This is a genomic window from Acinetobacter sp. YH12021, assembly GCF_013420145.1.
In the GTDB taxonomy this organism is placed as follows: Bacteria; Pseudomonadota; Gammaproteobacteria; order Pseudomonadales; family Moraxellaceae; genus Acinetobacter; species Acinetobacter towneri.
Genome location: NZ_VOYT01000007.1, coordinates 1 through 24,400, shown reverse-complemented (window position 1 = coordinate 24,400; position 24,400 = coordinate 1). Strand labels below are relative to the sequence as shown.

The 24,400-nt window shown below is 41.2% G+C and carries 22 protein-coding genes, 3 tRNA genes and 1 pseudogene; 14 read left to right on the top strand and 12 right to left on the bottom strand.

Annotated features, from left to right (window positions below):
- Positions 1 to 73 precede the first annotated feature (73 nt).
- The 5 genes from FTT91_RS07560 (at position 74) to FTT91_RS07540 (ending at position 1,466) form a co-directional block, all read left to right on the top strand.
- Positions 74 to 149, top strand: a tRNA-Asn gene (locus FTT91_RS07560).
- A gap of 6 nt (positions 150 to 155) precedes the next feature.
- A tRNA-Asn gene (locus tag FTT91_RS07555) sits at positions 156 to 231 on the top strand.
- Between the two features lie 217 nt (positions 232 to 448).
- The gene (locus FTT91_RS07550) at positions 449 to 751 is read left to right on the top strand and encodes a hypothetical protein (protein ID WP_004971899.1); all 303 of its coding nucleotides are present in this window, start codon (positions 449 to 451) and stop codon (positions 749 to 751) included.
- Between the two features lie 117 nt (positions 752 to 868).
- Positions 869 to 944 (top strand) — tRNA-Asn (locus FTT91_RS07545).
- A gap of 78 nt (positions 945 to 1,022) precedes the next feature.
- On the top strand, positions 1,023 to 1,466 hold the full coding sequence (locus FTT91_RS07540; protein WP_004971902.1) for a DUF2726 domain-containing protein: 444 nt from the start codon (positions 1,023 to 1,025) through the stop codon (positions 1,464 to 1,466).
- A gap of 16 nt (positions 1,467 to 1,482) precedes the next feature.
- Here the strand turns inward: FTT91_RS07540 and FTT91_RS07535 are convergent, their stop codons facing one another.
- The gene (locus FTT91_RS07535) at positions 1,483 to 1,740 is read right to left on the bottom strand and encodes a hypothetical protein (RefSeq protein ID WP_180169215.1); all 258 of its coding nucleotides are present in this window, start codon (positions 1,738 to 1,740) and stop codon (positions 1,483 to 1,485) included.
- A gap of 196 nt (positions 1,741 to 1,936) precedes the next feature.
- Positions 1,937 to 3,682, bottom strand: a complete 1,746-nt coding sequence (locus FTT91_RS07530; RefSeq protein ID WP_180169214.1) for an FAD-dependent monooxygenase — start codon at positions 3,680 to 3,682, stop codon at positions 1,937 to 1,939.
- 224 nt (positions 3,683 to 3,906) lie between these two features.
- Here FTT91_RS07530 and FTT91_RS07525 point away from each other — a divergent pair, with 224 nt between their 5' ends.
- Complete coding sequence (locus tag FTT91_RS07525) at positions 3,907 to 4,779, top strand: LysR family transcriptional regulator (protein WP_180169213.1); 873 nt, start codon at positions 3,907 to 3,909, stop codon at positions 4,777 to 4,779.
- A 107-nt stretch (positions 4,780 to 4,886) separates the two neighbouring features.
- Here the strand turns inward: FTT91_RS07525 and ubiA are convergent, their stop codons facing one another.
- The 3 genes from ubiA to glnA all read right to left on the bottom strand — a co-directional run bounded on the left by ubiA (position 4,887) and on the right by glnA (position 7,891).
- Entirely contained in the window at positions 4,887 to 5,765 is an 879-nt protein-coding gene (gene ubiA, locus FTT91_RS07520; protein WP_178318581.1) for a 4-hydroxybenzoate octaprenyltransferase, read from the bottom strand.
- A gap of 14 nt (positions 5,766 to 5,779) precedes the next feature.
- Positions 5,780 to 6,268 (bottom strand): chorismate lyase, encoded by a 489-nt coding sequence (locus FTT91_RS07515; protein WP_180169212.1) that lies wholly within the window; start codon positions 6,266 to 6,268, stop codon positions 5,780 to 5,782.
- Positions 6,269 to 6,475: 207 nt separating this feature from the next.
- Positions 6,476 to 7,891, bottom strand: coding sequence for a type I glutamate--ammonia ligase (glnA, locus tag FTT91_RS07510; RefSeq protein ID WP_171287402.1), 1,416 nt, complete (start codon positions 7,889 to 7,891; stop codon positions 6,476 to 6,478).
- 874 nt (positions 7,892 to 8,765) lie between these two features.
- Here glnA and FTT91_RS07505 point away from each other — a divergent pair.
- The 5 genes from FTT91_RS07505 to folE all read left to right on the top strand — a co-directional run bounded on the left by FTT91_RS07505 (position 8,766) and on the right by folE (position 12,590).
- Positions 8,766 to 9,350 carry an aminodeoxychorismate/anthranilate synthase component II gene (locus FTT91_RS07505; RefSeq protein ID WP_004971915.1) on the top strand — a complete coding sequence of 195 codons (585 nt, stop codon included), beginning with the start codon at positions 8,766 to 8,768 and terminating at the stop codon, positions 9,348 to 9,350.
- A gap of 17 nt (positions 9,351 to 9,367) precedes the next feature.
- Entirely contained in the window at positions 9,368 to 10,414 is a 1,047-nt protein-coding gene (trpD, locus tag FTT91_RS07500; RefSeq protein ID WP_104853302.1) for an anthranilate phosphoribosyltransferase, read from the top strand.
- 21 nt (positions 10,415 to 10,435) lie between these two features.
- Complete coding sequence (gene trpC / locus FTT91_RS07495; protein ID WP_179988955.1) at positions 10,436 to 11,242, top strand: indole-3-glycerol phosphate synthase TrpC; 807 nt, start codon at positions 10,436 to 10,438, stop codon at positions 11,240 to 11,242.
- 16 nt (positions 11,243 to 11,258) lie between these two features.
- Positions 11,259 to 11,948 carry a Smr/MutS family protein gene (locus FTT91_RS07490; RefSeq protein WP_104853200.1) on the top strand — a complete coding sequence of 230 codons (690 nt, stop codon included), beginning with the start codon at positions 11,259 to 11,261 and terminating at the stop codon, positions 11,946 to 11,948.
- Positions 11,949 to 12,041: 93 nt separating this feature from the next.
- Entirely contained in the window at positions 12,042 to 12,590 is a 549-nt protein-coding gene (gene folE, locus FTT91_RS07485) for a GTP cyclohydrolase I FolE (RefSeq protein WP_171062567.1), read from the top strand.
- Positions 12,591 to 12,688: 98 nt separating this feature from the next.
- On the opposite strand, the gene FTT91_RS07480 is transcribed toward folE, so the two are convergent.
- The 5 genes from FTT91_RS07480 to hemE all read right to left on the bottom strand — a co-directional run bounded on the left by FTT91_RS07480 (position 12,689) and on the right by hemE (position 18,801).
- Positions 12,689 to 14,044, bottom strand: a complete 1,356-nt coding sequence (locus FTT91_RS07480) for a diguanylate cyclase (protein ID WP_104853199.1) — start codon at positions 14,042 to 14,044, stop codon at positions 12,689 to 12,691.
- Positions 14,045 to 14,149: 105 nt separating this feature from the next.
- Positions 14,150 to 16,099 (bottom strand): DUF4105 domain-containing protein, encoded by a 1,950-nt coding sequence (locus FTT91_RS07475; protein WP_180169211.1) that lies wholly within the window; start codon positions 16,097 to 16,099, stop codon positions 14,150 to 14,152.
- A gap of 95 nt (positions 16,100 to 16,194) precedes the next feature.
- On the bottom strand, positions 16,195 to 16,665 hold the full coding sequence (locus tag FTT91_RS07470) for a DUF3015 family protein (RefSeq protein WP_180169210.1): 471 nt from the start codon (positions 16,663 to 16,665) through the stop codon (positions 16,195 to 16,197).
- Positions 16,666 to 16,820: 155 nt separating this feature from the next.
- A complete protein-coding gene (locus tag FTT91_RS07465) occupies positions 16,821 to 17,654 on the bottom strand; it encodes a DUF817 family protein (protein ID WP_180169238.1) in 834 nt (277 codons plus the stop codon).
- A 76-nt stretch (positions 17,655 to 17,730) separates the two neighbouring features.
- Positions 17,731 to 18,801 carry a uroporphyrinogen decarboxylase gene (gene hemE, locus FTT91_RS07460; protein ID WP_004971944.1) on the bottom strand — a complete coding sequence of 357 codons (1,071 nt, stop codon included), beginning with the start codon at positions 18,799 to 18,801 and terminating at the stop codon, positions 17,731 to 17,733.
- A gap of 271 nt (positions 18,802 to 19,072) precedes the next feature.
- On the opposite strand from hemE, the gene FTT91_RS07455 reads away from it, so the two are divergent.
- Both FTT91_RS07455 and FTT91_RS07450 read left to right on the top strand, forming a co-directional pair.
- Positions 19,073 to 20,317 carry a L,D-transpeptidase family protein gene (locus FTT91_RS07455; protein ID WP_180051624.1) on the top strand — a complete coding sequence of 415 codons (1,245 nt, stop codon included), beginning with the start codon at positions 19,073 to 19,075 and terminating at the stop codon, positions 20,315 to 20,317.
- A gap of 202 nt (positions 20,318 to 20,519) precedes the next feature.
- Complete coding sequence (locus FTT91_RS07450; protein ID WP_004971950.1) at positions 20,520 to 21,212, top strand: pirin family protein; 693 nt, start codon at positions 20,520 to 20,522, stop codon at positions 21,210 to 21,212.
- A 138-nt stretch (positions 21,213 to 21,350) separates the two neighbouring features.
- Here the strand turns inward: FTT91_RS07450 and FTT91_RS07445 are convergent, their stop codons facing one another.
- Positions 21,351 to 22,406 (bottom strand): ArsO family NAD(P)H-dependent flavin-containing monooxygenase, encoded by a 1,056-nt coding sequence (locus FTT91_RS07445; protein WP_373424807.1) that lies wholly within the window; start codon positions 22,404 to 22,406, stop codon positions 21,351 to 21,353.
- Positions 22,407 to 22,658: 252 nt separating this feature from the next.
- Between FTT91_RS07445 and FTT91_RS07440 the strand changes: the two are divergent.
- Positions 22,659 to 23,732, top strand: a pseudogene (locus tag FTT91_RS07440) (sigma-54 interaction domain-containing protein); the annotation flags it as partial.
- A 60-nt stretch (positions 23,733 to 23,792) separates the two neighbouring features.
- Here FTT91_RS07440 and FTT91_RS07435 read toward each other — a convergent pair.
- On the bottom strand, positions 23,793 to 24,212 hold the full coding sequence (locus FTT91_RS07435) for a DsrE family protein (protein WP_180169209.1): 420 nt from the start codon (positions 24,210 to 24,212) through the stop codon (positions 23,793 to 23,795).
- Positions 24,213 to 24,400 lie beyond the last annotated feature (188 nt).

The following is a 24,400-nucleotide window of genomic DNA, read 5'->3' as shown; positions in this document are numbered from 1 at the left end:
AAAGCAAACAATACATTTCTGATGATGAACGTGTTGACGACTTAAACTTTCATCCCTAAAATGCCCCACAGATTCTCCAATAGCTCAGTCGGTAGAGCGACGGACTGTTAATCCGCAGGTCCCTGGTTCGAGCCCAGGTTGGAGAGCCAATCTATTCTCCCATAGCTCAGTCGGTAGAGCGACGGACTGTTAATCCGCAGGTCCCTGGTTCGAGCCCAGGTGGGAGAGCCAAGATTCTAAAAATCCCACGCAGTATGACGTGGGATTTTTTTTTGCAATTTTTATTGTTTTTATAGTGGATATGATGTTCTAAACGAATGGAACAGGCCTCACTCTCCCCTTAAATCAAAATTAAAACCATACAGTGAAGATCGGGCTATCCCCTCTTGTGATGACTCTATTTTTTCGCTAACTTAGGTTCATCAACAACAATAAAACTTGAAAGCCCATGCAAGCGCCTTGGTTAAAATCCCTGATTTTTTGGACAATTCTGATTGTGGTGATTTTTGCAATTTTTCAATGTACGCAAAAATCTGAAAGCAATAAAACTGCTGCGACACTCATGTATGAACGTCTGTATCAATGCAGTCGTGATCTGAACGCACAACAACAAGCCACCTTAAAACAAATTCAAAGCCAAGTGAAAACAGAAATGACTCAGCAAGAGATGCTGCAATTAATTAACTTATGTCGTAAAACCAACCCACCACAGACACGCGAAGATTATATAAAAGCCATTCAAGCACTCTAAAAACTGCGTTGAAACAAAGCTAGATGATTATTTTTAAAGCAGTTAATCTATAATTACGGTTTTTTTTCAATTCCAGCTTGACCAAAAACAGATACCCACATAGAATGCGTGTCAGATTCTCCCATAGCTCAGTCGGTAGAGCGACGGACTGTTAATCCGCAGGTCCCTGGTTCGAGCCCAGGTGGGAGAGCCAAAATTCTTAAAAAACCCACGCATTATGACGTGGGTTTTTTATTCCTGCTGTTTAGGGTCTAACGACACCGCATCATCTATGTTTGAATCCAGTCAATCGACTTTCTTGCTTATTGGCAGCTTGGCTAGCCTTGCCCTGTTTATCTTAATTTTTAAGCAATTATTTTTCCCCAAGAAAAACTTTTATCCTAAACCGATGATGACTGCTTTTGAACGCAGAATGTTTATGCGTTTAAAACAAGCTTTTCCTGAGCATCACATCTTGGCACAAGTGGCGTTTAGCGCATTAATCACCAACAACCACTATAAAATTCGTGCGCTGTTTAATCGTAAAGTGACTGATTTTGTGATCTTAAATGCAGAAATGCAGGTCATTGCAATTATAGAGTTAGATGACCCCTCACATATTGGCAAAGAACAGGAAGATGCAGAACGGGATGCAATGTTTCACGAGGCAGGTTATCGCGTTGTCCGATACACCGAGATTCCAAGTATCAGACAACTACAATCAGATTTGAGTTGAAATCATCAACTCGATATTAAGGTGTAGCTTCTGAAGCAGCTTGTGTCTGACCCGCCTGCTTCGCTTGCTGTGCTGCAGCTTCACGCGCTTCAATACGCGCAATAATTTCTGCCTGCTGTTGTTTATATTTTTCCTGATTTTTGGCATCACTATTGACTGCTAAAAATGCCATGCTGACCAAAAAGATAGGAATCAACAAACCTAAGCTTGCCAAGATAATCATCTTTTTTAGACTTGGCTTTTTTTCAGGACTTTGCTGCTTAGACTGTGACATCATATATTCCTATTTCAAACGCATCAAAATGAAGCTCAATATATCAAAATCGAGTGTAGGCACAAAGTTTCTTGTGGCTTTTGCACGTTTATTCATCTACAACTTTCTTTGAATCAATCAATAGATAAAAAACCACAGCCTGCGTACAAGCTGTGGGCAGTTCATAAACAAAGTATTGCTGAACAGTCAAAGCTGTCTATTTAATACATAATTGGATTTGCGACAAAACCTGTTTCAAACACGCCAAATGGTCAAAATCTGCAGATGGCGTGTCTTGCATCCGCCAAGCCACATAACCATCTGGGCGTACAAGCACTGCACCTGCATCGGCAATTTCAGACTTTTGCTGCCATGTTGCATACACATCTAGATGCTCATGCGCACCAATCTGAATCACATCTAAATAGGCCAAGTTGAGTTCTGCTGCAGCCGTTTTCCATGCTTTGCCTGACAAACCTGTCAGCAAGGTAAAACGACCTTTACCGACAATATCTAAAGTTGAATGTTTATGACCTTTGGCATCAATCAACCACGTATGTGGGACTTTTGCACCTGGGCGTGTAGTGGCTTGCAAGTACAATTGCGGGTCTTGTAAAAACGTTTCAGTGGTAGTTTCAGCAAGCATGGCATTAGATACATACCGCTGATTCAACTCCACTCCCTGCGCATTAAACTCATAATGTTTAATTGCCAGTGCCTGATACAATTTTTCCCGAATTTGGGCTGCTTCTGCAGTTTCTGCAAAAATAAGATCCAGCATTTCAGCTTGTGTGCTAACGCCATCATCAAAGCCAAAAACTTCTTTTAGATGTTTATAATCAAAGCGGGACTGGTTAGCACGCGCGACAATTTGCTTACCTACAGGCGCACGTTCATCACTGTATGATGCCAAGAGTTCAGGCGTTGCCCAACCTTTCACCGCATAAGCCAATTTCCAACCCAAATTGAAAGCATCTTGCATACAAGTATTAGAACCTAAACCACTCGAAGGTGGATGACGATGCACGGCATCTCCACCACAGAATACCCGTCCAACCGAATACTGGGTGGCCCAAGTTTGATTGACATACCAATAGGATACTTTTTCAATTTCAACTTCTTGGATTTCTTCGCCCACAAAGGCATTCAAACGTGCGCGAACTTGTGCTTCGGTTACCTCAGGCTCACCTTTGCTGATGTCAAAACCCCAGCCCATAATCCATTCATTCCAAGGTTGAATGGCACGTAACAAGCCCATGCCCAAGTCACCAAAACTGGCTTCAGGATTGACAATCCACTGTAAAATTGCAGGTCGATGCGCCACATATTTACTCAAGTCGGCTTTAAAAGTCACATAAACTGTACCCGCACGTGCCATTACACCTTCTAAAGGCAATTGCAATTCTTCAACCACTTTAGAACGCGCACCGTCCATCCCCACCAAATACTTGGCACGTAAACTAAATTCTGTATTCGTGATTTTATTCTGAAAAGTTGCGGTAACTCCATGTTCATCTTGGGTATGTGATAAATATTCGGTATTGAAATTATAAATTGCGCCACGCTCGGCTGCATTTTTTACCAATAATGTTTCCATTTTTGGCTGAATTAAATCGACAAAAGGACATGGACTGCCTTTGATATAATCACCGTGACGTTCATCACCTGTTCCCCAGCAACTCATACGTGCAATTTCTTCACCGACCAAACTGGTGGTAAGCAAACTTTCGCCCATTTGTTGCCACGGTGTTGCAATGGCTTTAACTTGTTCTTCGATACCTAAATCACGTAAAACTTCCATCGTCCGTTGATTGGTAATATGTGCACGCGGGCTATTGGCTAACCAGTTAAACTGGGTGAATAATTGTACTTTGATGCCATAATTCGCCAAAGCTAAGCCAAGGGTTGAACCCGCTGGCCCCGTACCAATTACCAAAACATCGGTATCGTAATGTGTCGACATACTGGACTCCTTTCACTGCCAAATCTGTTGCAAACATCTTGCGCTGCAGTGTAATCCAGTCAAAAAGTGCGCCTATTTGTATGCGTATAAACTGTAGATGGATTGGTTTTAGCACTAGTTTGGCTTTGTACTGAATTTTTTGACCGATATGCAGAATGCTGTATCGGCAAAACTGCTTTGGTTTACAATTGCGGTAGACAGATGCGGGTTGATAGGCAAAGCGAATGGAATTGAGGCATTTACGTTATTTTGCTGCAGTTGCAGAAGAACAAAGTTTCACCAAAGCAGCAGATAAACTCTTTACCGCGCAACCGTCTTTAAGCCAACAAATTAAAGATTTGGAAGAAGAAGTCGGTGTAAAATTACTGGATCGTTCTGCGCGACAAATTCAATTGACCGATGAAGGTCGTGCTTTTTTACCCTATGCCCTACAAGCCATTGAAAACTCAAAATTAGCCATTGCTTCAGCGCGTCAAGTTGCCCATCAAAAAAACTATCAAATTCATATTGGTTTGTTGAATGTAGCGGAGCTAAAAGTTCTACCATTAATTTTGGAACGCTTAAAATGTGAAATTCCTGATTTGCAAATTCACATTCAAAGTCTGACTTGTTTGGAGCAAATTCAGCGTTTAAAAAATGCTGAACTCGATTTAACTTTTACCCGCTATGCAATTACACATGAAGATTTTGAAAACCTGCATATTTTGACCGAAAAGATTTATTTGGTGTCGGGGCAAAAGTCTGTGACGCATAAAACTTGCTTGAGTGTGCAAGATGTAATGCAACACAATTTAATTATGTGCGAACAAAATGCCTCACCTGTTTTTTATGAACACGTTACCGACACCATTCCTGTAGAGCAGATGCCTACAGAACGCTTACTTTGGGTGACCAATGTTTTGCAGCATATTAATTTGATTAATCTGGGCATGGGCTACAGTTTTGTACCTGAATATTTATTACGCTTTCTAGCCGATCATGTGGTGATTTTAGACACCAATTTTGAAGTGCAAGCTTTAAATTTATATGCCAATTATCGTAAGCAAAATCAAAATCTAGCTTTGCAACTGATTACGCAGGAGTTAAGAAGGGTTTAGTCGCAAATGGTTTAACAAGAAAAATACGGCAAAAATATCTATAAAAAAAGCATCTGACCAGCAATATCATCAGATGCTTTGTTAGATTTTTTATTCAATGAAAGGGTTTACATTAAAGCCAATACAATTCCCACAAAAATAATCAGCCCTACCCAACGGTTATGACGAAATGCCCAAAAACAGCGTTGCGGGTCTTTATCTTTGGTTTTACTCCATTGGTATATAAAGTCTGCAACCACAACCAGTAATGCCGCTAAACCAAACGGAATCAGTAAATTTTCTAACCACAATGCCGTACCAATCAAAAGTACACTGCCCGCTTGCAACAATGAAATAATTTGAATGTCATAGCGACCAAATAAAATTGCGGTAGATTTCACCCCAATTTTCAAATCATATTCACGGTCTGTAATTGCATATTGAGTGTCATAAGCCACAGTCCACGCCAAATTGCCAAAATACAATAACCAACAAGTAAGATCAGGCGTTGCACCTACAGCGGTATAAGCCATAGGGATAGACCATGAAAATGCCGCTCCCAAGAACACTTGCGGTAAATGAGTGTAGCGTTTCATAAATGGATAAATAAACGCTAAAAATAATGCCCCAAATGACCAATAGAAAGTTTCAATTGGTAAAAATAACAACATGGCTGCGCTTAGTGCAACCAAACCTAAGAATACATAAATGGCTTCTTTGGCACTAATCACACCCGTGGCTAAAGGACGTGTTTTGGTACGCTCTACATGACCATCTACCTTACGGTCAGCAAAGTCATTAATGGCACAGCCTGCAGCGCGCATAAAAATTGTGCCCAGAATCATAGGGATTAATATCCCGATAGACGGCATGCCCTGATTAGCAATCCACAAGGCCCACATGGTTGGCCAAAACACCAGTTCTGTGCCAATCGGTTTATCGAAACGACACAAATAATAATATGCTTCTAAACGCTCACGCCACGTGATCTGCTGTGCCAATGCCATACCAATCTCGTATCTTAATATTGTTGAATAAATTGCTCAAAACGCGGTAAAAAAGTTTCTTGCACAATAAATTTACAGCCATGCCAAGTATAGCAACTCTGTCGTGTCCAGCCTTCATCGAGCAAAACCACACGCCTTTGACACAACGGATTGGTACGCTGAAATAAAAACCAGCCAATGGGTTTATTGCCAATATGCTGAAATAAACGGGCTTTGCTTTGCAAACTTAGAATCGGAAAAATACTTTTGGCTTTGACCCATGGCTGTTCATCACACCCATATAAATAGCTTTCACGCACCCATGAAGTGTGCCAATGTGGCATTTGCATCCACTGGGCATCTTGTAAATTTAAACGCTGAAAAGATTGCTGCAGTGGTTCAACTTTAAATTGTCCGCCTGCGAGCTGAGTCAGTTGTTGGGTCAAAGAACCTGCTGCATATAGCCATGTTTTTAATTCAGAAGGCAGATTTGCCTGCTTGGGAAAAATAGGCTGTGTTCGCATGTTCCGCCACCTTAACAAGATAGCCTAGTGTAGCCCAAATTTAGGCAAAGTTTTGTGACCGATGGCGCAATTCCCTGCAATTATCCAAAAAAATTAAGCAAATTCTTATATTTTGATAAAATCCATGCCAATTCAAAACCATGATTGCACCATCTAAAACAAAAAACCCGCCGAAGCGGGTTTTTCAAATTTAAGATTTTTGATGTATTACAAGCTGTAGTACATATCAAATTCAACTGGGTGAGTCGTCGTGTTCAAACGACGTACATCTTCAGTTTTCAATTCGATATAAGCATCAAGCATGTCTTTGGTGAATACACCACCTTTTAATAAATAGTCGTGATCTTCTTTCAAAGCATCAAGCGCCATTTCTAGGTTGTGTGCCACAGTTGGGATTTTTGCTTCTTCTTCAGGCGGAAGGTCATACAAGTTTTTATCTGCAGCTTCACCTGGGTGAATCTTGTTTTGAATACCGTCAAGACCCGCCATCAACAATGCCGCAAAACCTAAGTACGGGTTCATCATTGGATCAGGGAAACGCGCTTCAATACGTTTGCCTTTCGGGCTAGACACGTAAGGAATACGAATAGATGCAGAACGGTTACGCGCTGAGTAAGCCAACATAATTGGTGCTTCAAAGTGCGGTACTAAACGCTTATATGAGTTGGTCGATGGGTTAGTCAACGCGTTCAAAGAGCGGGCATGTTTGATAATACCGCCAATGAAGTACAACGCCATTTCTGACAAACCTGCGTATTCATCGCCTGCGAATAAGTTTTTGCCATCTTTAGAGATAGACATGTGTACGTGCATACCTGAACCGTTATCGCCTACCATTGGTTTAGGCATAAAGGTTGCAGTTTTTGCATATTGATGCGCAACGTTCCAAACTGCATATTTGAACTGTTGCACTTCGTCAGCCTTACGCACCATAGTATTGAAGCTCACACCAATTTCTAACTGGCAAGATGCAACTTCATGGTGATGTACTTCTACACGACCAGGCCCCATGATTTCTTCAATTTTTGCACACATATCTGCACGCATATCTTGAGAAGAATCTACTGGTGGTACTGGGAAATAACCGCCTTTCACACGTGGACGGTGACCTGAGTTACCAGCTTCGTAGTCTTTACCTGTAGACCATGCAGCTTCTTCAGCGATTAATGTGTGGCGCGCGCCAGACATATCGATGTCCCATTTTACTTCGTCAAATACAAAGAATTCTGGTTCTGGGCCAAAGAAAGCAGTATCACCAATACCTGTCGATTTTAAATATTCTTCAGCACGGCGAGCAATAGAGCGTGGATCGCGGTCATAGCCTTGACCTGTCGATGGTTCGATAACATCACACGTTACAACCACTGTTGGTTCTGCAAAGAACGGGTCAATGAAACCTGTGTTGGCATCTGGGCGTAAGATCATGTCTGATGCTTCGATTCCTTTCCAGCCTTCAATAGAAGAACCATCAAACATTTTACCGTCTTCAAAAGTATCTTCATCGATACTGTCTGCAGGATAAGTTACGTGCTGCTCTTTACCCTTAGTATCTGTAAAGCGGAAATCGACCCATTTTGCACCACTTTCTTGGATGAGTTGAAGGACCTTGTTCGCCATGCTCATTTTGCTCCGATGTTTTTTGTTGCACCCGAAAGTGCGTGTTAGTAGTTGGCAGTTATTAAGCAATTAGCGTACCAACTTTTAAAAGCAAAGCTAAAACCATGAATTCCGTATGAGAATACATCATTTAAAAAAATTACTTTGTCGCTATTATACTGTCAGAAATACGATTTGCACCATATTCAAACACTGTTCATTTGATTTGATTTAAAACTGCAAAACATAGCACCATTTTAGTGCATTTATGTTTTATTTCTGTTGAATTGTAGATCAAAAAATAGCTCAAACTGTATCTATGCAAGTATTTTGCTGTGCCATGGTTGTATTGAGCAATGCAAATTATCCGACCAATCTTAAACAACACTTTATTTTTATTGAGCAAAAATAATAAGATCGTTTAAAAATCCTAAACCTGTATTATTTTCGATCAAGCTGATTGAAAATATCTATACTGCAGATTTGTATTTTCTATCGAAACGCTGCACTCAAACTACCTGACGTGAACCGCTAATAACATGCGCCATGATGCTACTTTTTAGCGCATTTTTTACGTTATCTATAAGTGTGAAGCTAAAATATGACTGGTGAATGACCCTGTTTGATCATGTGTTCATTTCTTTCAGATCAAACCTGAACAATGTGTAATAAGCTTTGAAAATCTATAAATTGGTGAATGCGCTGATAAGCTTTAACAGGGATTATCATATAAATAGTCCGCAGAAAATGCTTATTTTTTGCTATGATGATAAGCGCTTCCTTATTCCACCTTCTTTTCGACAAGAAAAATAAAGTCCTTTCTCATTATAGGCGCAGGAATAAAGCAAATTATCTCAGACTCTTTAGCACTTAAAGTGTTCAATTTTCAATAGGTTAGCTCATGCTTTTAATGATCGATAACTATGACTCTTTTACCTACAACATCGTCCAGTATTTTGGCGAGTTAAATCAGGAAGTAAAAGTCGTTCGTAATGATGCCGTGACATTAGAAGATATTGAGCGATGGCAACCCAAGTATTTGGTGATTGGCCCAGGCCCTTGTTCTCCATCTGAAGCAGGGATTTCTATTCCTGCAATTCAGCATTTTGCAGGCAAAATTCCGTTACTGGGCGTGTGTTTAGGACACCAAAGTATAGGACAAGCCTTTGGTGGAAACATTGTGCGCGCTAAAACCGTGATGCATGGTCGTTTATCGGATATGTACCACAGCAACACAGGTATTTTTAGCAATCTGCCTTCACCATTTTCTGCAACCCGTTACCACTCTTTGGTGATTGATCAAGCAACCTTGCCAGATTGTCTGGAAGTGACATGCTGGACCAAAGAAGCAGATGGTTCGATGGAAGAAATTATGGGCGTGAAGCACAAAACTTTGCCTGTTGAAGGCGTGCAATTTCACCCCGAATCGATCCTGAGCCAACACGGTCATCAAATCTTTAAAAACTTTTTGGAAATTTACGCATAATGAGCGAGTCAAATCACATGAATATTCAACAAGCACTCAACCATATTACAAAACAAATTCACCTGACTCAGCCTCAAATGGAAGATGTGATGCGCGCGATTATGTCGGGCGAAGCAACAGACGCTCAAATTGGTGCATTGATGATGGGCTTACGCTTAAAAGGCGAAAGCATTGATGAAATTACTGCTGCTGCACGTGTAATGCGTGAATTTGCCATCAAAATTGATGTCAGCGATATTCCTTTTCTCGTAGATATTGTTGGTACAGGTGGCGATGGTCAAAACCTATTTAACGTATCTACCGCCTCTTCCTTTGTCATTGCAGCTGCAGGTGCAACCATTGCCAAACACGGTAACCGTGGGGTTTCAACCAAATCAGGCTCATCTGACTTACTTGAGCAAGCAGGCATTAATCTTGACTTAAACATGCAACAAACTGAACGCTGTATTCGTGAAATGGGCGTAGGTTTCTTGTTTGCACCGAATCATCACAAAGCCATGAAATATGCGGTTACCCCGCGTAAAGAGTTGGGTATTCGCAGTATTTTCAACTTGCTTGGGCCATTGACTAACCCTGCGGGTGTAAAGCGTTTTGTCATTGGGGTGTTTAGCAATGAATTATGCCGCCCGATTGCAGAAGTGATGAAACAGCTCGGTGCTGAGCATGTCATGGTGGTGCATTCTAAAGATGGTTTAGATGAAATTAGCCTTGCTTCGAGCACTTATGTTGCAGAACTCAAAGATGGTGAAATTACCGAATGGGAACTTACCCCTGAAAGCGTGGGAATTGAATCTCAAACTTTAACAGGACTGATTGTAGAAAACTCTGCTGAAAGCTTGAGTTTGATTAAAGATGCTTTAGGCAAAAACAAATCAGACAAAGGCGAAAAAGCGGCCAATATGATTGCACTCAATGCGGGTGCGGGTATCTATGTTTCGGGTCTAACTACAAGCTACAAACAAGGTGTCGCTTTGGCACATGACATTATTTATGGTGGACAAGCTTTGGAAAAAATGGGCGTGTTGTCTGAATTTACCAAAACGCTCAAACAGTACGAAGCATAAAGCAAATCAGGAAGGTGCATCATGGTGGATATTAGCAATACCATTTTAGGTAAAATTGTAGAACGTAAAAAAGAAGAGTTTGCCGAGCGTTTAAAACAACGCAGTTATGCAGACCTAGAACAATTGGCACGTGCAGCAACACCTGCACGTGGCTTTGCACAAGCCTTGCATAACAAACGCCCAGCGGTGATTGCGGAAATTAAAAAAGCATCACCATCTAAAGGCATTATTCGTGAAAACTTTGACCCTGCCGAAATTGCACAGCAATATGAAGCCGCAGGCGCAGCCTGTTTATCTGTGCTGACTGATGTCGATTTCTTTCAGGGTGCAGATGAAAATATTCAGATTGCCCGTTCACACTGTAACTTGCCTGCCCTGCGTAAAGATTTCTTGATTGATCCGTATGGTGTGGTAGAAGCACGTGCCCTACACGCAGACTGTGTGTTATTGATTGTGTCTTGCCTATCTGACCAACAGTTGGAAGAAATGTCGGAAACGGCTTTTGAACATCACTTAGATGTGTTGGTTGAAGTGCATGATGAAACTGAATTGGAACGTGCTTTGAATCTTTCAGAGCGTTGTATTTTAGGGGTCAATAACCGAAATTTAAAAACCTTTGAAGTCGATTTAAACACCTCATTGCGTTTAAAAAACTTGTTGCCGCCTGCGCGTTTATTGGTCACTGAAAGTGGTATCGCCACACCAGAAGATGTCCGCATGATGCAAGACCATGAGATTCACAGTTTCTTGGTCGGTGAAAGTTTTATGAAACAAGCACGTCCTGACCATGCCTTTACGGCACTGTTTGGTCAGCCTGAAAATCTATAATCCAATTTGAAATACCATGAGTAAACATGATTCTTCGCTTTCTAAAGAACAGTACAATTTACTAAAATCTTTTAAAAAGCAAATCACTCAGCCTCATACTTCAAGCATTGCCAAGCCGTCTGAACCCAAAGTTCAGACGCCTGAGCAACAACAGGAAGATGATCTCGCATTGTTTCGTCAGCAAATGCAAGGCGTTCAAAAAATGGACGCAGGCAATATTGCAAAAATCGAACACACTGCCAAGAAAAAACCAGATGCCCAAACGCTGGCCAAACGTGCAGCAGCCATAGGCCCTATGGAAACCGATGATACATTGCTGTCCGATACGCAAGCCATGCTTAACCCTGTGGGCAGCCAAGCTTCGCTGAGCTATCGCATTGCAACTTTGCAACATAAAGTCTTTGAAGATTTAAAAGCAGGCAACTTACGCTGGTTTGAAGCTGTTGATTTGCACGGTTGTACGGTAGAAGAAGCGCGGGTAGCCGTTTTGCAAATCATTCAAATGGCTAAAGATGAAAACCAGAACGTGATTAAAATTGTGCATGGCAAAGGCCCTGAAGCCATTTTAAAAACTTATGTGAATGGTTGGCTGCGTCAGCATCGTGATGTTTTGGCTTTTGTGAGTGCGCCTGAAAAACAAGGTGGCACTGGTGCAGTTTTAGTGTTGCTTAAACGCAGCGAAAAAAACCCAAAGTTTAAACAGTAATCGGTTTCATCTTTTAAACAAGGCATTGCAATAGTTTTCTGTTACAATGCCGTCCTTGTTCAATATCAGTGTAAGTGAACACGTCTTATGTCTATGCAGCAATCCTACGCAAACATCCTAACCGCCGTTGGTGAAGATCTTAATCGTCCAGGTCTAAAAGATACGCCGATGCGTGCTGCTAAAGCTTTTTCGTATTTAACTTCGGGGTATAGCCAAACCTTAGCCGAAGTGACCAATAATGCCGTATTTCCATCCGACAACCGTGAAATGGTCTTGGTGAAAAATATTGAGTTCTACTCATTGTGTGAACATCATTTATTGCCATTTTATGGTCGTGTGCATATCGCCTATTTACCTGAAGGTAATGTTTTAGGCTTGTCTAAATTTGCCCGTATTACCGAAATGTTTGCACGTCGTTTGCAAATTCAGGAAAATCTGACTCAGCAAATTGCGGAAGCTGTGGCTGAAGTGACCAAAGCACGCGGTGTTGCTGTGGTGATTGATTCAGCCCATATGTGCATGATGATGCGCGGTGTAGGCAAACAGGAATCGACCACACGTACCGTATCTTTTGTAGGTGACTTTAAAACAGATAAAGAAGCCCGTCGTGAATTTTTAAGTGCGGTGCCTGAGAGTTTTTAAATTGTGGCTAAGTTCCTCAATCAAATAAAAAATCCCGAAATTTATGTTCGGGATTTTTGGGTTTTAGATTAAAAAATTAGCTTGATACATCTTCAGATTCAACCTACAGACACATTGTTGCGTCCATTATTTTTTGCCATATACAAGGCTTTATCCACTTCTTCAAAAAAACGTTGATAGTCTGGATGCCCATCATATTCATGCACACCTATACTAATGGTAAAGTTAAATTCTTCACCTGTTGATGTTTTTAATGTGGCTTTTTCGACACGTTTACGAATATTTTCAGCGACTACCAAGGCACGATCAATGGTGGTATCAATCTGTAACAGTAAAAATTCTTCGCCGCCAATTCGGAAGGCATAGTCACTGCCTTTTGCATATTGCAAAATCACATCAGCTAAAAACTGTAATGCATCATCTCCTGCTGCATGTCCATAACGGTCATTGATTGATTTAAAATGATCGGCATCTATCGCCAACAATGTTAAAGGCGAATTATTTTTTCGTGAAAAATTAATTTCACGGGACACGATGGTATTTAAATAACGGCGGTTGAGCAGTTGAGTTAAGGCATCATTGCCTGAATTGATATATTCAGACACCTGAAAAATTTGATCGACTAAATGCAAAATTTCACGATTCTTGGCACGAATGGATTGAATCATTTCAATTGCCTGTGCCTGACTTTCACATTGACCAATTTTCTGAATTAATTCATCCACCTGATAAATAAATTCAGTAATAGTTTGTACTTGTTCCGAACTTGAAAATGCATAAGCCGCTTTATGAATAAACCATAAACCAAATTCTGTTTTAGATAAAATCGGTTGCGTCATTTTGGTGTGATCGGACACCACCTGAAACATCAGTTCATTTTCCCAATCCAGCAAAGTTCCGCGTTGTCGATCTTTGTGCACGGCAACATCTTGCATGGCAGAAAATAAGCGATAGGTATGTTTCATATCATTATGTACTTCGACCTTCATTTCATAAGATCGGCACATAATTTCTGTGGCAAAGCATAAAATTTGGCTTAAATAATTAAACTGATTTAAGTTGCTATTGGCTTCTGTTGCAAAAAACTCAAAAGCCTTTTTTATAATAACGCGCACACCACGAATAATCAGCCAAGATGGAATTTGTACACGTGCATGCACATCGCCCACTTTAAATTGCTTTTCTACAATCTCGTTATAATTGTGTTGAAACGGAACTTCAAAACTGGAAATTAGCCACTGATATAAAGAGTTTTTTAAGCGATTCTTCACCATCTCTGCAGACAAAAATTCTGTCGCATGTTCTTCAAGCAACATTTGCTGATAGAACTCGATCACAAAATCTTCTGCATGTGCTTGAATAAACTGGAATGTCGCTTGCAAATCTTCTGGCTTAAATTGCTCGCAAATTGACTTCCATTGCTCTGCAAGCTCATGCGTACACTCTTGATACATCCACAACAACCCAGCCAAAAGAAACTGCTAAATTTTAACGGGTTTCACCAGCAACTCAACTTGTTTAGCTGGTTTTTTACAATTCAGTATAAATTCAACAGCTCTTTAAAAAAAATGCACATAGCCTAAACTGGTCTTGTTCCAGTCCTGTTTGTCCTGTTGTTGATATTCCCAACCCAATCGCAACACATGCTGCGGGTTGAGTACATATTGCAACTGGCTGTTCAGCTTAAATTGCGATTGGTGACGTTCTTCCCAATACGGTAATTCAAGCTGAACCAAACTATTCATGCGTGCTGACCAGATATTTTGACAACCCAGTGTTGGGCCAATTCCAACACGCCAGCCTTTGTCTAAAGCCTTACCCGCTTGCACATGATTTTGAATTTGCACATAACACAAATGTTCACGCGCTTGATTAGCCACGCTATAACCAAACTGTGTTTTTAAACTTAAAACACCATGCTGTTCCGTTTCGCTAAAAGCCCCGTGCGAATTCAAGGCTTCTTGCTGCCAACCCAAATTAAAGCCCCAACTAAGTGGTGTTTTAAATGCGGTCATTGGGTTATAAGAGTTCACCGAGAGTAAATCTAACTGATTCAGTTTTAAGCGGTCTTCACGATATTGCACAGAAGCTTCTAAAAAGTTGAGTTGCGTCCCTGTACGAAAACCACCTTGCGGATCAAGTAAGTCATGGTAAGCCTGTCGATGACTCAACTCTACAAAATGCTCGCCTTGCACCTCGCCAGTACGCACAGCAAAGCTTCGTGCATGATGCCCCTGCACAGGATCGACCTGAGGGCGTGCGACATCCTGACGTTGTTTTTCTAAATTGATCTGACTTCTTAAACTTAAAATTTGTCTCAGTCGCGGTTGTGCAATTTTGGCTTCAATTTTGCGTCCAATCAGTTTCAGATACAAATCGTCATAAGCCATTTCCAGAATTTTAGCTTGATCGATTTGGCTGTGATTTTGCAAAACTGCCGCCACATTTTCAGGTTCTGCTTCGGCCACTTGATGGGCAGTTTTTGCCAACGCTGTGCCATGTTGTCTAGCTTGCGCCAATAACTGAGTTTCCAAAGCAGGACGATAGACAACATCTGCCACTAAATTTTCCTGCTCTACAGCTTTTAGTGTTTCAATTGGAATAGATACGACTCTAAACTGCTGCTGTAAATTCAGCTCAGGGCGCACCAAATCCATTAAACCCAATAAGCGATAGGCACAATTATCACTGATAAAATAATACGGAAATTGCACATGCTTCATTTCCCAAATGTGCTGCACTAAAAATGTGGTTTCCTGCTCATTCAGTGCCAGTTCATATTCCCACAAATCTCGGCTTTCTAAATCGCCATATTCTTTTACTTTGCGGTAATACGGCATCAGTGAATATTCACCCAGATATTGCCCTGTAAGTCCTTTCCATGCATAAGACCAACCTTCGCTGCCCGTTACCGTTGCTGCATAATTGACAGCATAAGAAATTAAATTCAGTTGTTTTTGATCTTTTGGGTCTAAGCGCAATAAAGTATGCCCAAACATAGAACTTGGATTGCCCATAAAGTCTGTGGCATAAATCAGCACTGCTTTATAAGGTTTAATTTGTCCAATCCATTCGTCCAATTCAGGACATTGCACCTGTGCCAAATCTTGTTGAGGAATTTGTAATTGTTCAATTAACCAGCGGCTACGTGCAGGAAATTTGCACTGCACCGATTGATTGGCAGGCGCTGTTTCAAATAATGCCTGCACATTGCGAAGTAACTCTTGGTTTAAATTGCTTCCGCCTTGTTCCGACACAAAATAGCCTGCATATTGCACTTCACTTTTGCCTTGCTGCGCATACATTAAGCGCTGCCAAGTCACCTGTTCTGCTAAGTGCAAATCTTTGGCTTTTTGCACATAATTGCTTGCAGATGTGGCTAAAGTTTCAGCCCTTTGTGCCACAGAACTTGGAGAAAGTTGTTGAGTCAGGCTGGTTGATATTTCAGAAGATAAAGCAAAAACCGTAGGAGATAAAAAAGCAGCAGTACACAAGACAAAAAATTTCATGGACATCTTATATGTTTTTTATAGGTAAATTTGAATTTCAACATTGTATTTGGGTATAAAAAAGCCCTGCAATTACACAGGGCTTTCATTCAAACTTAAACGTATGCTTTTAATACGTCATCATTTGCCATTACGTTTTGTAAAGAAGCCAGAACTTCTAAAGACGTTTGGTTTTCTGCAGAGTAGATAGAAGCAAAGTTTTGCTTAGAAACTGTAAAGAAGTGTGCTTTATCTTCAGCTTTAATGCTTAGCAATTCAGCCAATACATTTAAGCTTTCACCTTCACCAACTGCCATATCGCGTGCCAATGTTTCAGCATTTTCATTGGTAAAAGTCACGACTTGTGCAGTTACTGTACCTGTACCGCTACAACCTAAAGTACCAAATGTAATACCAAATAATTGGTTAGCAAAAATACCGTTGGTGGTTGCTGCTAAAATTTTAGCCACTTTACCAGACTGACCTGCCCAAACTTGTGAACCGATACCACAACCTGCATCACGGTCTGCAAATGCTGCTGTAGAACCCACTGCCAACACAGCAGCCAATGCTAATTTTTTCATCATAGTCGTACTCCAGAAATTTATTATCCGAAAAGTTATGCTTCGAATCATTATTATTGCTTTGTGTAACTTTTATTACACCGCTTTAAGATAGCGAGATGCGACTAAGAACGCAAAACATTTATACCAAAGTCATGCATTATTTTTGTAGCGTAAGATCATCTCTGAATTGAGTCTGTTTTCGGAGCCTCATCTTTAAGTGTCCATCGTCCTTGAGCATCACGAATACCAAGTATTTGCATAACCAAAACCAGACTCAGTAACAGCAATAAATACCAAGAACCGAGTTTGCCCCAGCCAACCATGTGCCATGCATCGACCTGACTTGGATACAACCATATTTGATAAAAGGTGCTAATGTTTTCTGCCACCCAAATAATAAAAGCCAAAAGCAGCAATACAGGCAACATCGGCAGTTGTAATAAATGCTGCTGTAATTGAAAACGAATTTTAGTTTTCCAGAAAATTACGACACTCCACACAAACAAGCCATAACGAATATCGGGGATAAAAAACTTGCTCATGAAGTTGATGTACGACAACACCGCCAAGGCCATCATATTGCCAAAAGTCGGCAAATTCCGTAAAGATACCTGATACAAACGCAAAGAACGTGCAAAGAAACTGCCAACTGCAGAATACATAAAGCCTGCAAATAGCGGTACAGTCATAATTTTAAAGACAGCAGGTTGAGGATATTGCCACGATGCAATTTGTGGATGGGTTAAAAAAATTTCCATGATCATTGCCAAAATATGAAATAAAGCAATCACCTTGGCTTCAGCCCAAGATTCTAGTTTTAAATATAAAAGACAAACCTGAATGATTAAGGCATAAAACAGCAAATAGTCATAACGAAAAAAGCCAAAATATTCCTGACTGGCCATAGGTGCTGTAAATGCAAATGCAATCAGCAATAAAATTCCAAATAAGGCAGCCGAAGCTGCCTTAGTCGAAAATTCAAATCCTGACTTCAGCCATGTTCGCCACATCATGATTTGACGACCCGACTGAAGCTCACGTTACCCATTTCCATCTACAACTAACTGATCTATATGATTGCTTTTATTATAGATATTTAGCGCTGTATTCATGTACGGTATCGATAAACACTTTAGGACGTTCAGGGTCAACCCATTGGGTAATACCATGACCCAAGTTGGCCACATAACCTGTTTTTTCACCATTGGCATAGGCATCATCCAGCATCGCACGTGTTGCTTTGGCAATTGCTTCAGGTGAACCGTACAAAGTGGCTGGGTCTAAGTTACCCTGCAATGCGGCACGACCACTCACCGTTTGACGTGCGACATTTAACGGTGTTGTCCAGTCCAGACCAAAAGCATCTGCACCTGTTGCAATCATTGGCTCCAGCCATTGACCGCCACCTTTGGTAAATAAAATAACAGGGATTTTACGTCCATCTTTTTCACGTTGCAGACCTGACACAATTTTCTGCATATAGTGGAGTGAAAATTCAAGATATTCACGATGGGCCAATGCACCGCCCCAACTATCAAAAATTTGTACTGCCTGTGCGCCTGCATCAATTTGTGCATTTAAGTATTCGGTCACTGCATCGGCCAAACGGTCTAATAGTGCATGTAAAACTTCAGGCTGTGCGTACATCATGTTTTTGGTGAAACGGAAATCTTTGCTTGAACCACCTTCAACCATATACGTTGCCAAAGTCCATGGACTACCTGAAAAACCAATTAAAGGCACTTGTCCGCCCAAAGCAGAACGAATGGTCGATACTGCATTCATGACATAGTCTAAGTCTGACTTGGCATTAAATTTAGGTAAATTGGCAACGTCTTGCTCGGTACGCACCGTTTTATGAAACTTTGGCCCTTCGCCTACTTCAAAATACAGACCTAAGCCTAATGCATCGGGTACAGTTAAAATATCTGAAAATAAAATCGCAGCATCTAATTCATAACGACGCAAAGGCTGTAAAGTCACTTCACAGGCAAATTCAGTATTTTTGCATAGAGAAAGAAAATCTCCTGCCTGCGCACGTGTAGCACGATATTCTGGTAAATAACGTCCTGCCTGACGCATCATCCATACGGGCGTGCAATCTACTGGCTCACGTAATAAGGCACGAAGAAAACGATCATTTTTTAAGGTCGTCATTTACTTTCCCAACTCATTTTCAATCTTGCAGCCATCATATCAAAAAGGTTGAAGTTTTAATAACTTCATTTCTTGCTCGTCTTTTCAGCCTATTCTAAGTGTTCAAATTCAGCTTACGTTTATGTGAAATACATCACACAAACAAAAGTCACTGTAAAATTGGGGTTATCTTGCATATTTACACAAAACAACTACTGCATCTCCTTAGTTTTTCTGCAATACTTGGCTAGTTTTTATCTATGTAAATGAATAATTCTCAAGGTTGAATTACATGTTGGTTCGCACAATACTCGCAATGAGTTTAAGTTGCATTTTTGCAGGGACTACTTTTGCTGCATCTACTGCTGAACAACCGTTAAATCCACAAGTGATTAGCAATACCGCTATTGAAGATCCGATTGATCCTTTAGCGACAGAAGCATCGGCTGCACAAAATAATCTAAATGCAACAGACACTGCTATTACGCAACAAGAACAAAATGATTTAAATAAGGCTTCAAAAACCTTAGATGATCTACACAAAACTGAAGATACCTCTGCAGATGTAGGCACTGCACCAACACCAAGCTCTGCAAGCCAAACTGCTACATCCAACACAGCAGCACCAAAAGCTTCATGGACTTTAGATGGTTTAAATAATGCCACTTGGTATGAAAATATTGGTAAAGGTCAGTTCCCTGTGTATGCACGTGCACACGTGATGCTGAACAATTCACATGCTTCTCCAGGTGCAATTGATGGCACTAGTGGTAAGAACACCCTAAAAGCAATTGCATCATTCCAGCAAATGAATGGCATTAGCCCAACGGGTATTTTAACCAAAGAAACTTGGGATGCGTTGGTTGCACGTCAAGGTTCACGTCCTGCATTTGTAGAATACACGGTTACTGAAGCGGACTTAAAAGGTCCTTATGCGAAATCTATTCCGCATGACTATGCAGAACAAGCCAAAATGAAAGGCTTGTACTACACCCGCGTAAGTGAAATGTTAGGTGAAAAATTCCACATGGATGAAAATTTCTTAAAGAAATTAAATCCGAATGCAACATTTAATAAAGTGGGTGAAAAGTTATTGGTGACCAACGTTCGCAATGACTTACCTGAAGACATTCACCTGATTGTGGCGCACAAAGGTGCAAAACAACTGTATTTGTTCAACAAACAAAACCAAATGGTCGGCTCATTCCCAGCAACCATTGGCAGTGCAGATACTCCATCGCCAACAGGTACTTATAAAGTGACAGGTGTTGCACCAAACCCATGGTACAGCTATTCACCAAGTAACTTTATTCAGGGCAAAAACTTAAAACCGCTGTCTTTACCACCAGGCCCTAACGGCCCTGTGGGGAATATCTGGATTGGTTTAAGTAAAAAATCATTCGGTATTCACGGCACACCAAACCCATCGACCATTTCAAAAACGGCGTCGCATGGTTGTATCCGTTTAACCAACTGGGATGCAAACGATTTAGGTCGTAAAGTACGTTCTGGCGTGACTGTAAAATTCCTTGAATAATCAGTGATCGCTTTAAACCGCAAAAGACCCACGTTTTTACGTGGGTTTTTTAATGCCGCGATAAAACTCTAAAATGTCTAGGTTCTGCAAAAAATCTACACATGTTGCAATTTTAGAACGGCATGTTGCAGTTCGCCTCTAGGTCGGCTGCGGTGAAAAGATTAAGATTAGTTCAAGTTAAAAAAATGATAGGAGCATTATCATGAATGCTTATTTACACCGTAGTGAAGATCGTGGTCATGTGAAAATGGGGTGGTTAGACACCAAACATAGTTTCTCTTTTGGTAATTGGTATAACCCGAAATATATGGGTGTTAGTGCCTTACGTGTCATTAACGATGACCGTATTGCCGCACATAATGGTTTTGGTACTCACCCACACGACAACATGGAAATTTTGACTTGTGTATTAAGTGGTACGATTTCCCACCGCGACAGCATGGGCAATGAACGCCATATTACTGCAGGTGAATGGCAGTTAATGAGCGCAGGTACAGGCGTTCAGCACAGCGAAATTAACAATGGTGATGAAGAAGTACACATGCTGCAAATTTGGATTCAGCCGAATGTACGCGATGCAGAGCCGACGTATCAGCAAATTCAACGTGACCCAAATACAGCACCCAACCAGTGGCATTTAATTGTCGGCCCGAATGACAATGCCCCAATGCACATTCGTCAACAGGCAGAAGTAAAAGCAGCTGTTTTAGAAACTGGACATCGTTTAGAAGTTACAGCAACACAAGCGGTAAACTATGTGCATGTAATTCGTGGTGAAATCACCATTGGCGAGCAAACAGTTAAAGCGGGCGATGCTTTGTTATTTGCTGATAATGCTGTGATTGAAGCAAAAGAAGACAGCCAGTTCATTTGGTTTGATTTACCAAAACAGTAAGTCCTGACTGTCACCTTATTATGATTGAGCATCTTTAATTTTTTGAGTTACCCTCTTGCCCTCTTCTACAGAGGGCTTTTTTATGGCTGAAATTGCATGATTCATTTTTTAAACACAGTTTTTGTCACGTTAATGACTTTACGCTGTTGTCTGCAAATACGCAGCAATTTGCTCTGCCACATTCCGTGCGGTTCGGGAAACACCAATTAAAGTTGCCGAGGCTGCGCCTGTCCAATCGCCATAACCAACCAACCATAAATTTTGCTGTTGTAACGCTCGATTTTCTAACACATCGACTGTGCCTTGTGCATTAACCACATTCAAACTTTGTAAATGCGACAATGCTGCCTTAAAACCTGTGCACCAAATAATGGCATCAATTTCCTGTTCACGCCCATCTGCCCAAACTGCACTATGTTCGGTTAAATAGTCAAATGGCGGCAGACCATGTAATACATCACGTTGCCGTGCTTCTTTGACACTTGGAATCATCACAATATCGCCCAAACCACCGATCGGTTGTTCAATACTGCGACCTTCCTGCTGGGCTTTTAAGCGCTCCGTGGCACGTAAAAATAAAACCCGTCCATCTACATCATCGGCTAAAAAACTTGGCGGTTGCTGTGTAACCCAAAAAGTTTCGGCCACTTTAGACACTTCTGCCAAAATTTGTGCGCCTGAGTTACCCCCGCCGACAATCATGACTCTTTTGCCCTGAAAAGCATTGGCATTGCGGTAATGAGCCGAATGAATTTGTGTGCCTAAAAAGCGTTCGCGTCCTGTATAAGCAGGAATAAAAGGCTGACTCCACGTTCCAGTAGCACTCACAGCGGCTTTGGCTCGCCAGCTTTGCTGTGCCGAACACACAATTAAATCATTGCCTTCCTTCAGGACTTTTTCGACCTGCACAGGACGCAGCACAGGAAATTGATAGCGTGTTTCATACGCTGTTAAATAGTCAATCACTTCTAATCGTTTCGGATATTCCTGTTCGGTTTTTGGCATTAACCAGCCGGACAAAGAACTCCATGTATTTGGAGAGAACAGCTGTAAAGAATCCCACGCATGTTGCCACGCACCGCCCGACTGCGTTTGATTATCCAAGATCAGAAAATTGATTTTTTGCCGTTTTAAAAAGTAAGCCGTGGCCAATGCTGCTTGTCCGCCACCAATAATAATTACATCGGCATCCATTATTTGATTCAAAATGGCTCTCCTGCTCGCAATACGCACCCTGTTGCTATGCCTAATCTTAGCGCATAAGTGCAACACGTGAGAGATTAAAAATTCAGTCCACCAAACTCAACTTATGGAAGCACGTAATTAGAAGCAAGCCATCTTGAAAAATGATGCTGCAAAAAAGCCAAGTCTTTCAACTTGACTTTGTTTTGTAAGATAGCTTGATGTGCAACACTGCAGAATCAGGTTCGGGCTTTAAAAAGCCCTGCCGATGAGCTAATTCAGTTCATGTCGCCTGAACCGATGGAACAGGAACTCATTGCACTGCAAGCCGAATTGTATGAACTGAAAAAGTCGATTTATGCCACCAGTAAAAATGACTACAGCATGTTCAGCTCAGTCGGACAATCGGCGGCTTATCAACGGGTGTGTGACTTACTCAAAAAAGCGGCAGGTGCAAAAGTGTCGATTTTGCTGCAAGGTGAAACAGGGGTCGGGAAAGAAGCCTTTGCCCGTGGTGTGCATGAACTCAGTCAACGTAAAGAACATGCTTTTGTTGCGGTCAACTGTGCGGCTATTCCACCTGAACTGATTGAATCTGAACTGTTTGGTGTTGAAAAAGGTGCATTTACAGGTGCACATCAATCACGCTTAGGTAAATTTGAACGCGCCCATGGCGGTACTATTTTTTTAGATGAAGTGATTGAACTTTCGCCACGCGCTCAAGCGGCTTTGCTGCGTGTGCTACAAGAAGGTGAAGTGGAACGCGTTGGAGATTCGCAAACCCGTCATATTGATGTTCGCGTGATTGCTGCAACCAATGAAGATTTAGAACAAGCGGTTAAAGCAGGTCGTTTCCGTGCCGATTTATATTACCGTTTAAACATTTTTCCTGTGCAGATTCCACCGCTGCGTGAACGCCGTGAAGATTTACCATTATTGGTTGCACATTTCTTAAAACACTTTGAAAAAATGTATGACAAACAAATTCAAGGCGTCAGTGAAAAAGCCACTAACTTTATGCAAAGCTATGCGTGGCCTGGCAATATTCGTGAACTGGAAAACCTGCTCGAACGTGCGGTACTACTGACGGAAGATCAACAACTGATTAAACTGAATGCCCTGTTTCCGCAAATGCACAGCGACCATACTGTAGATGAGCAAGACAGCGTAGATTTAGACACGCTTTTAACCGAAGGTTTTGATTTAGAACAGCATGAGCAACAACTGATTATCACCGCGATGCAAAAAGCCAAACACAATGTATCTGAAGCGGCACGCTTATTGGGAATTTCCCGCGCTGCACTGGATTATCGTTTAAAAAAATACGCCATGCGCTAGAAATTCCGCAATAAAAAAGCCCTGTTTTTCAACAAGGCTTTTGCATTTCAAGCAGCCGAATTACCAGCTCAGTGTCTGAGTGCCTGGACGGAAAATTGCTTCACCCATAGCATCTGGATTGGCATATTTCAGACCTTTCATTAAGTCACCTTCAACAACACCGTACTGCTCCATACACATTTTGCAGATATACACATCACCACCTTTGGCGATAATACTTTTCAGCATGTTCTGATGCTCTGCATATTTATGTTCAAAGCGGTTAGATGCCAACATTACGCCTTGATCGACCAAATAAATCGTCAGTGGATGACCTTTGCCAAATTGGTTATTGCCCATGCCAATTGCCATTTTGGTGCGGTGCGCATCACTGCTGGTAAGCAAGACAAAAAGTGGATCTTTTTTGCTCTCTGCCATTGCTGGAGATAGACTGGCAAAGGTCAGCAAAACCGATAAACATAACAACTGAATCAATTTCATGGCAGAACTCACACTCAATTTAAATCTGGTCAAAATATTAGCATAATAAATATACTATATTTAACCCGAATTACGGATAAGAAAAGCCCTTGAAAAAAAGGTAGTTAGAGCCATTTAGAAAGTTACGACACAACCCAAAGGCTCTAACTACCATGTACGATTTTACAGAAATTTTTTGTATTGTTGAT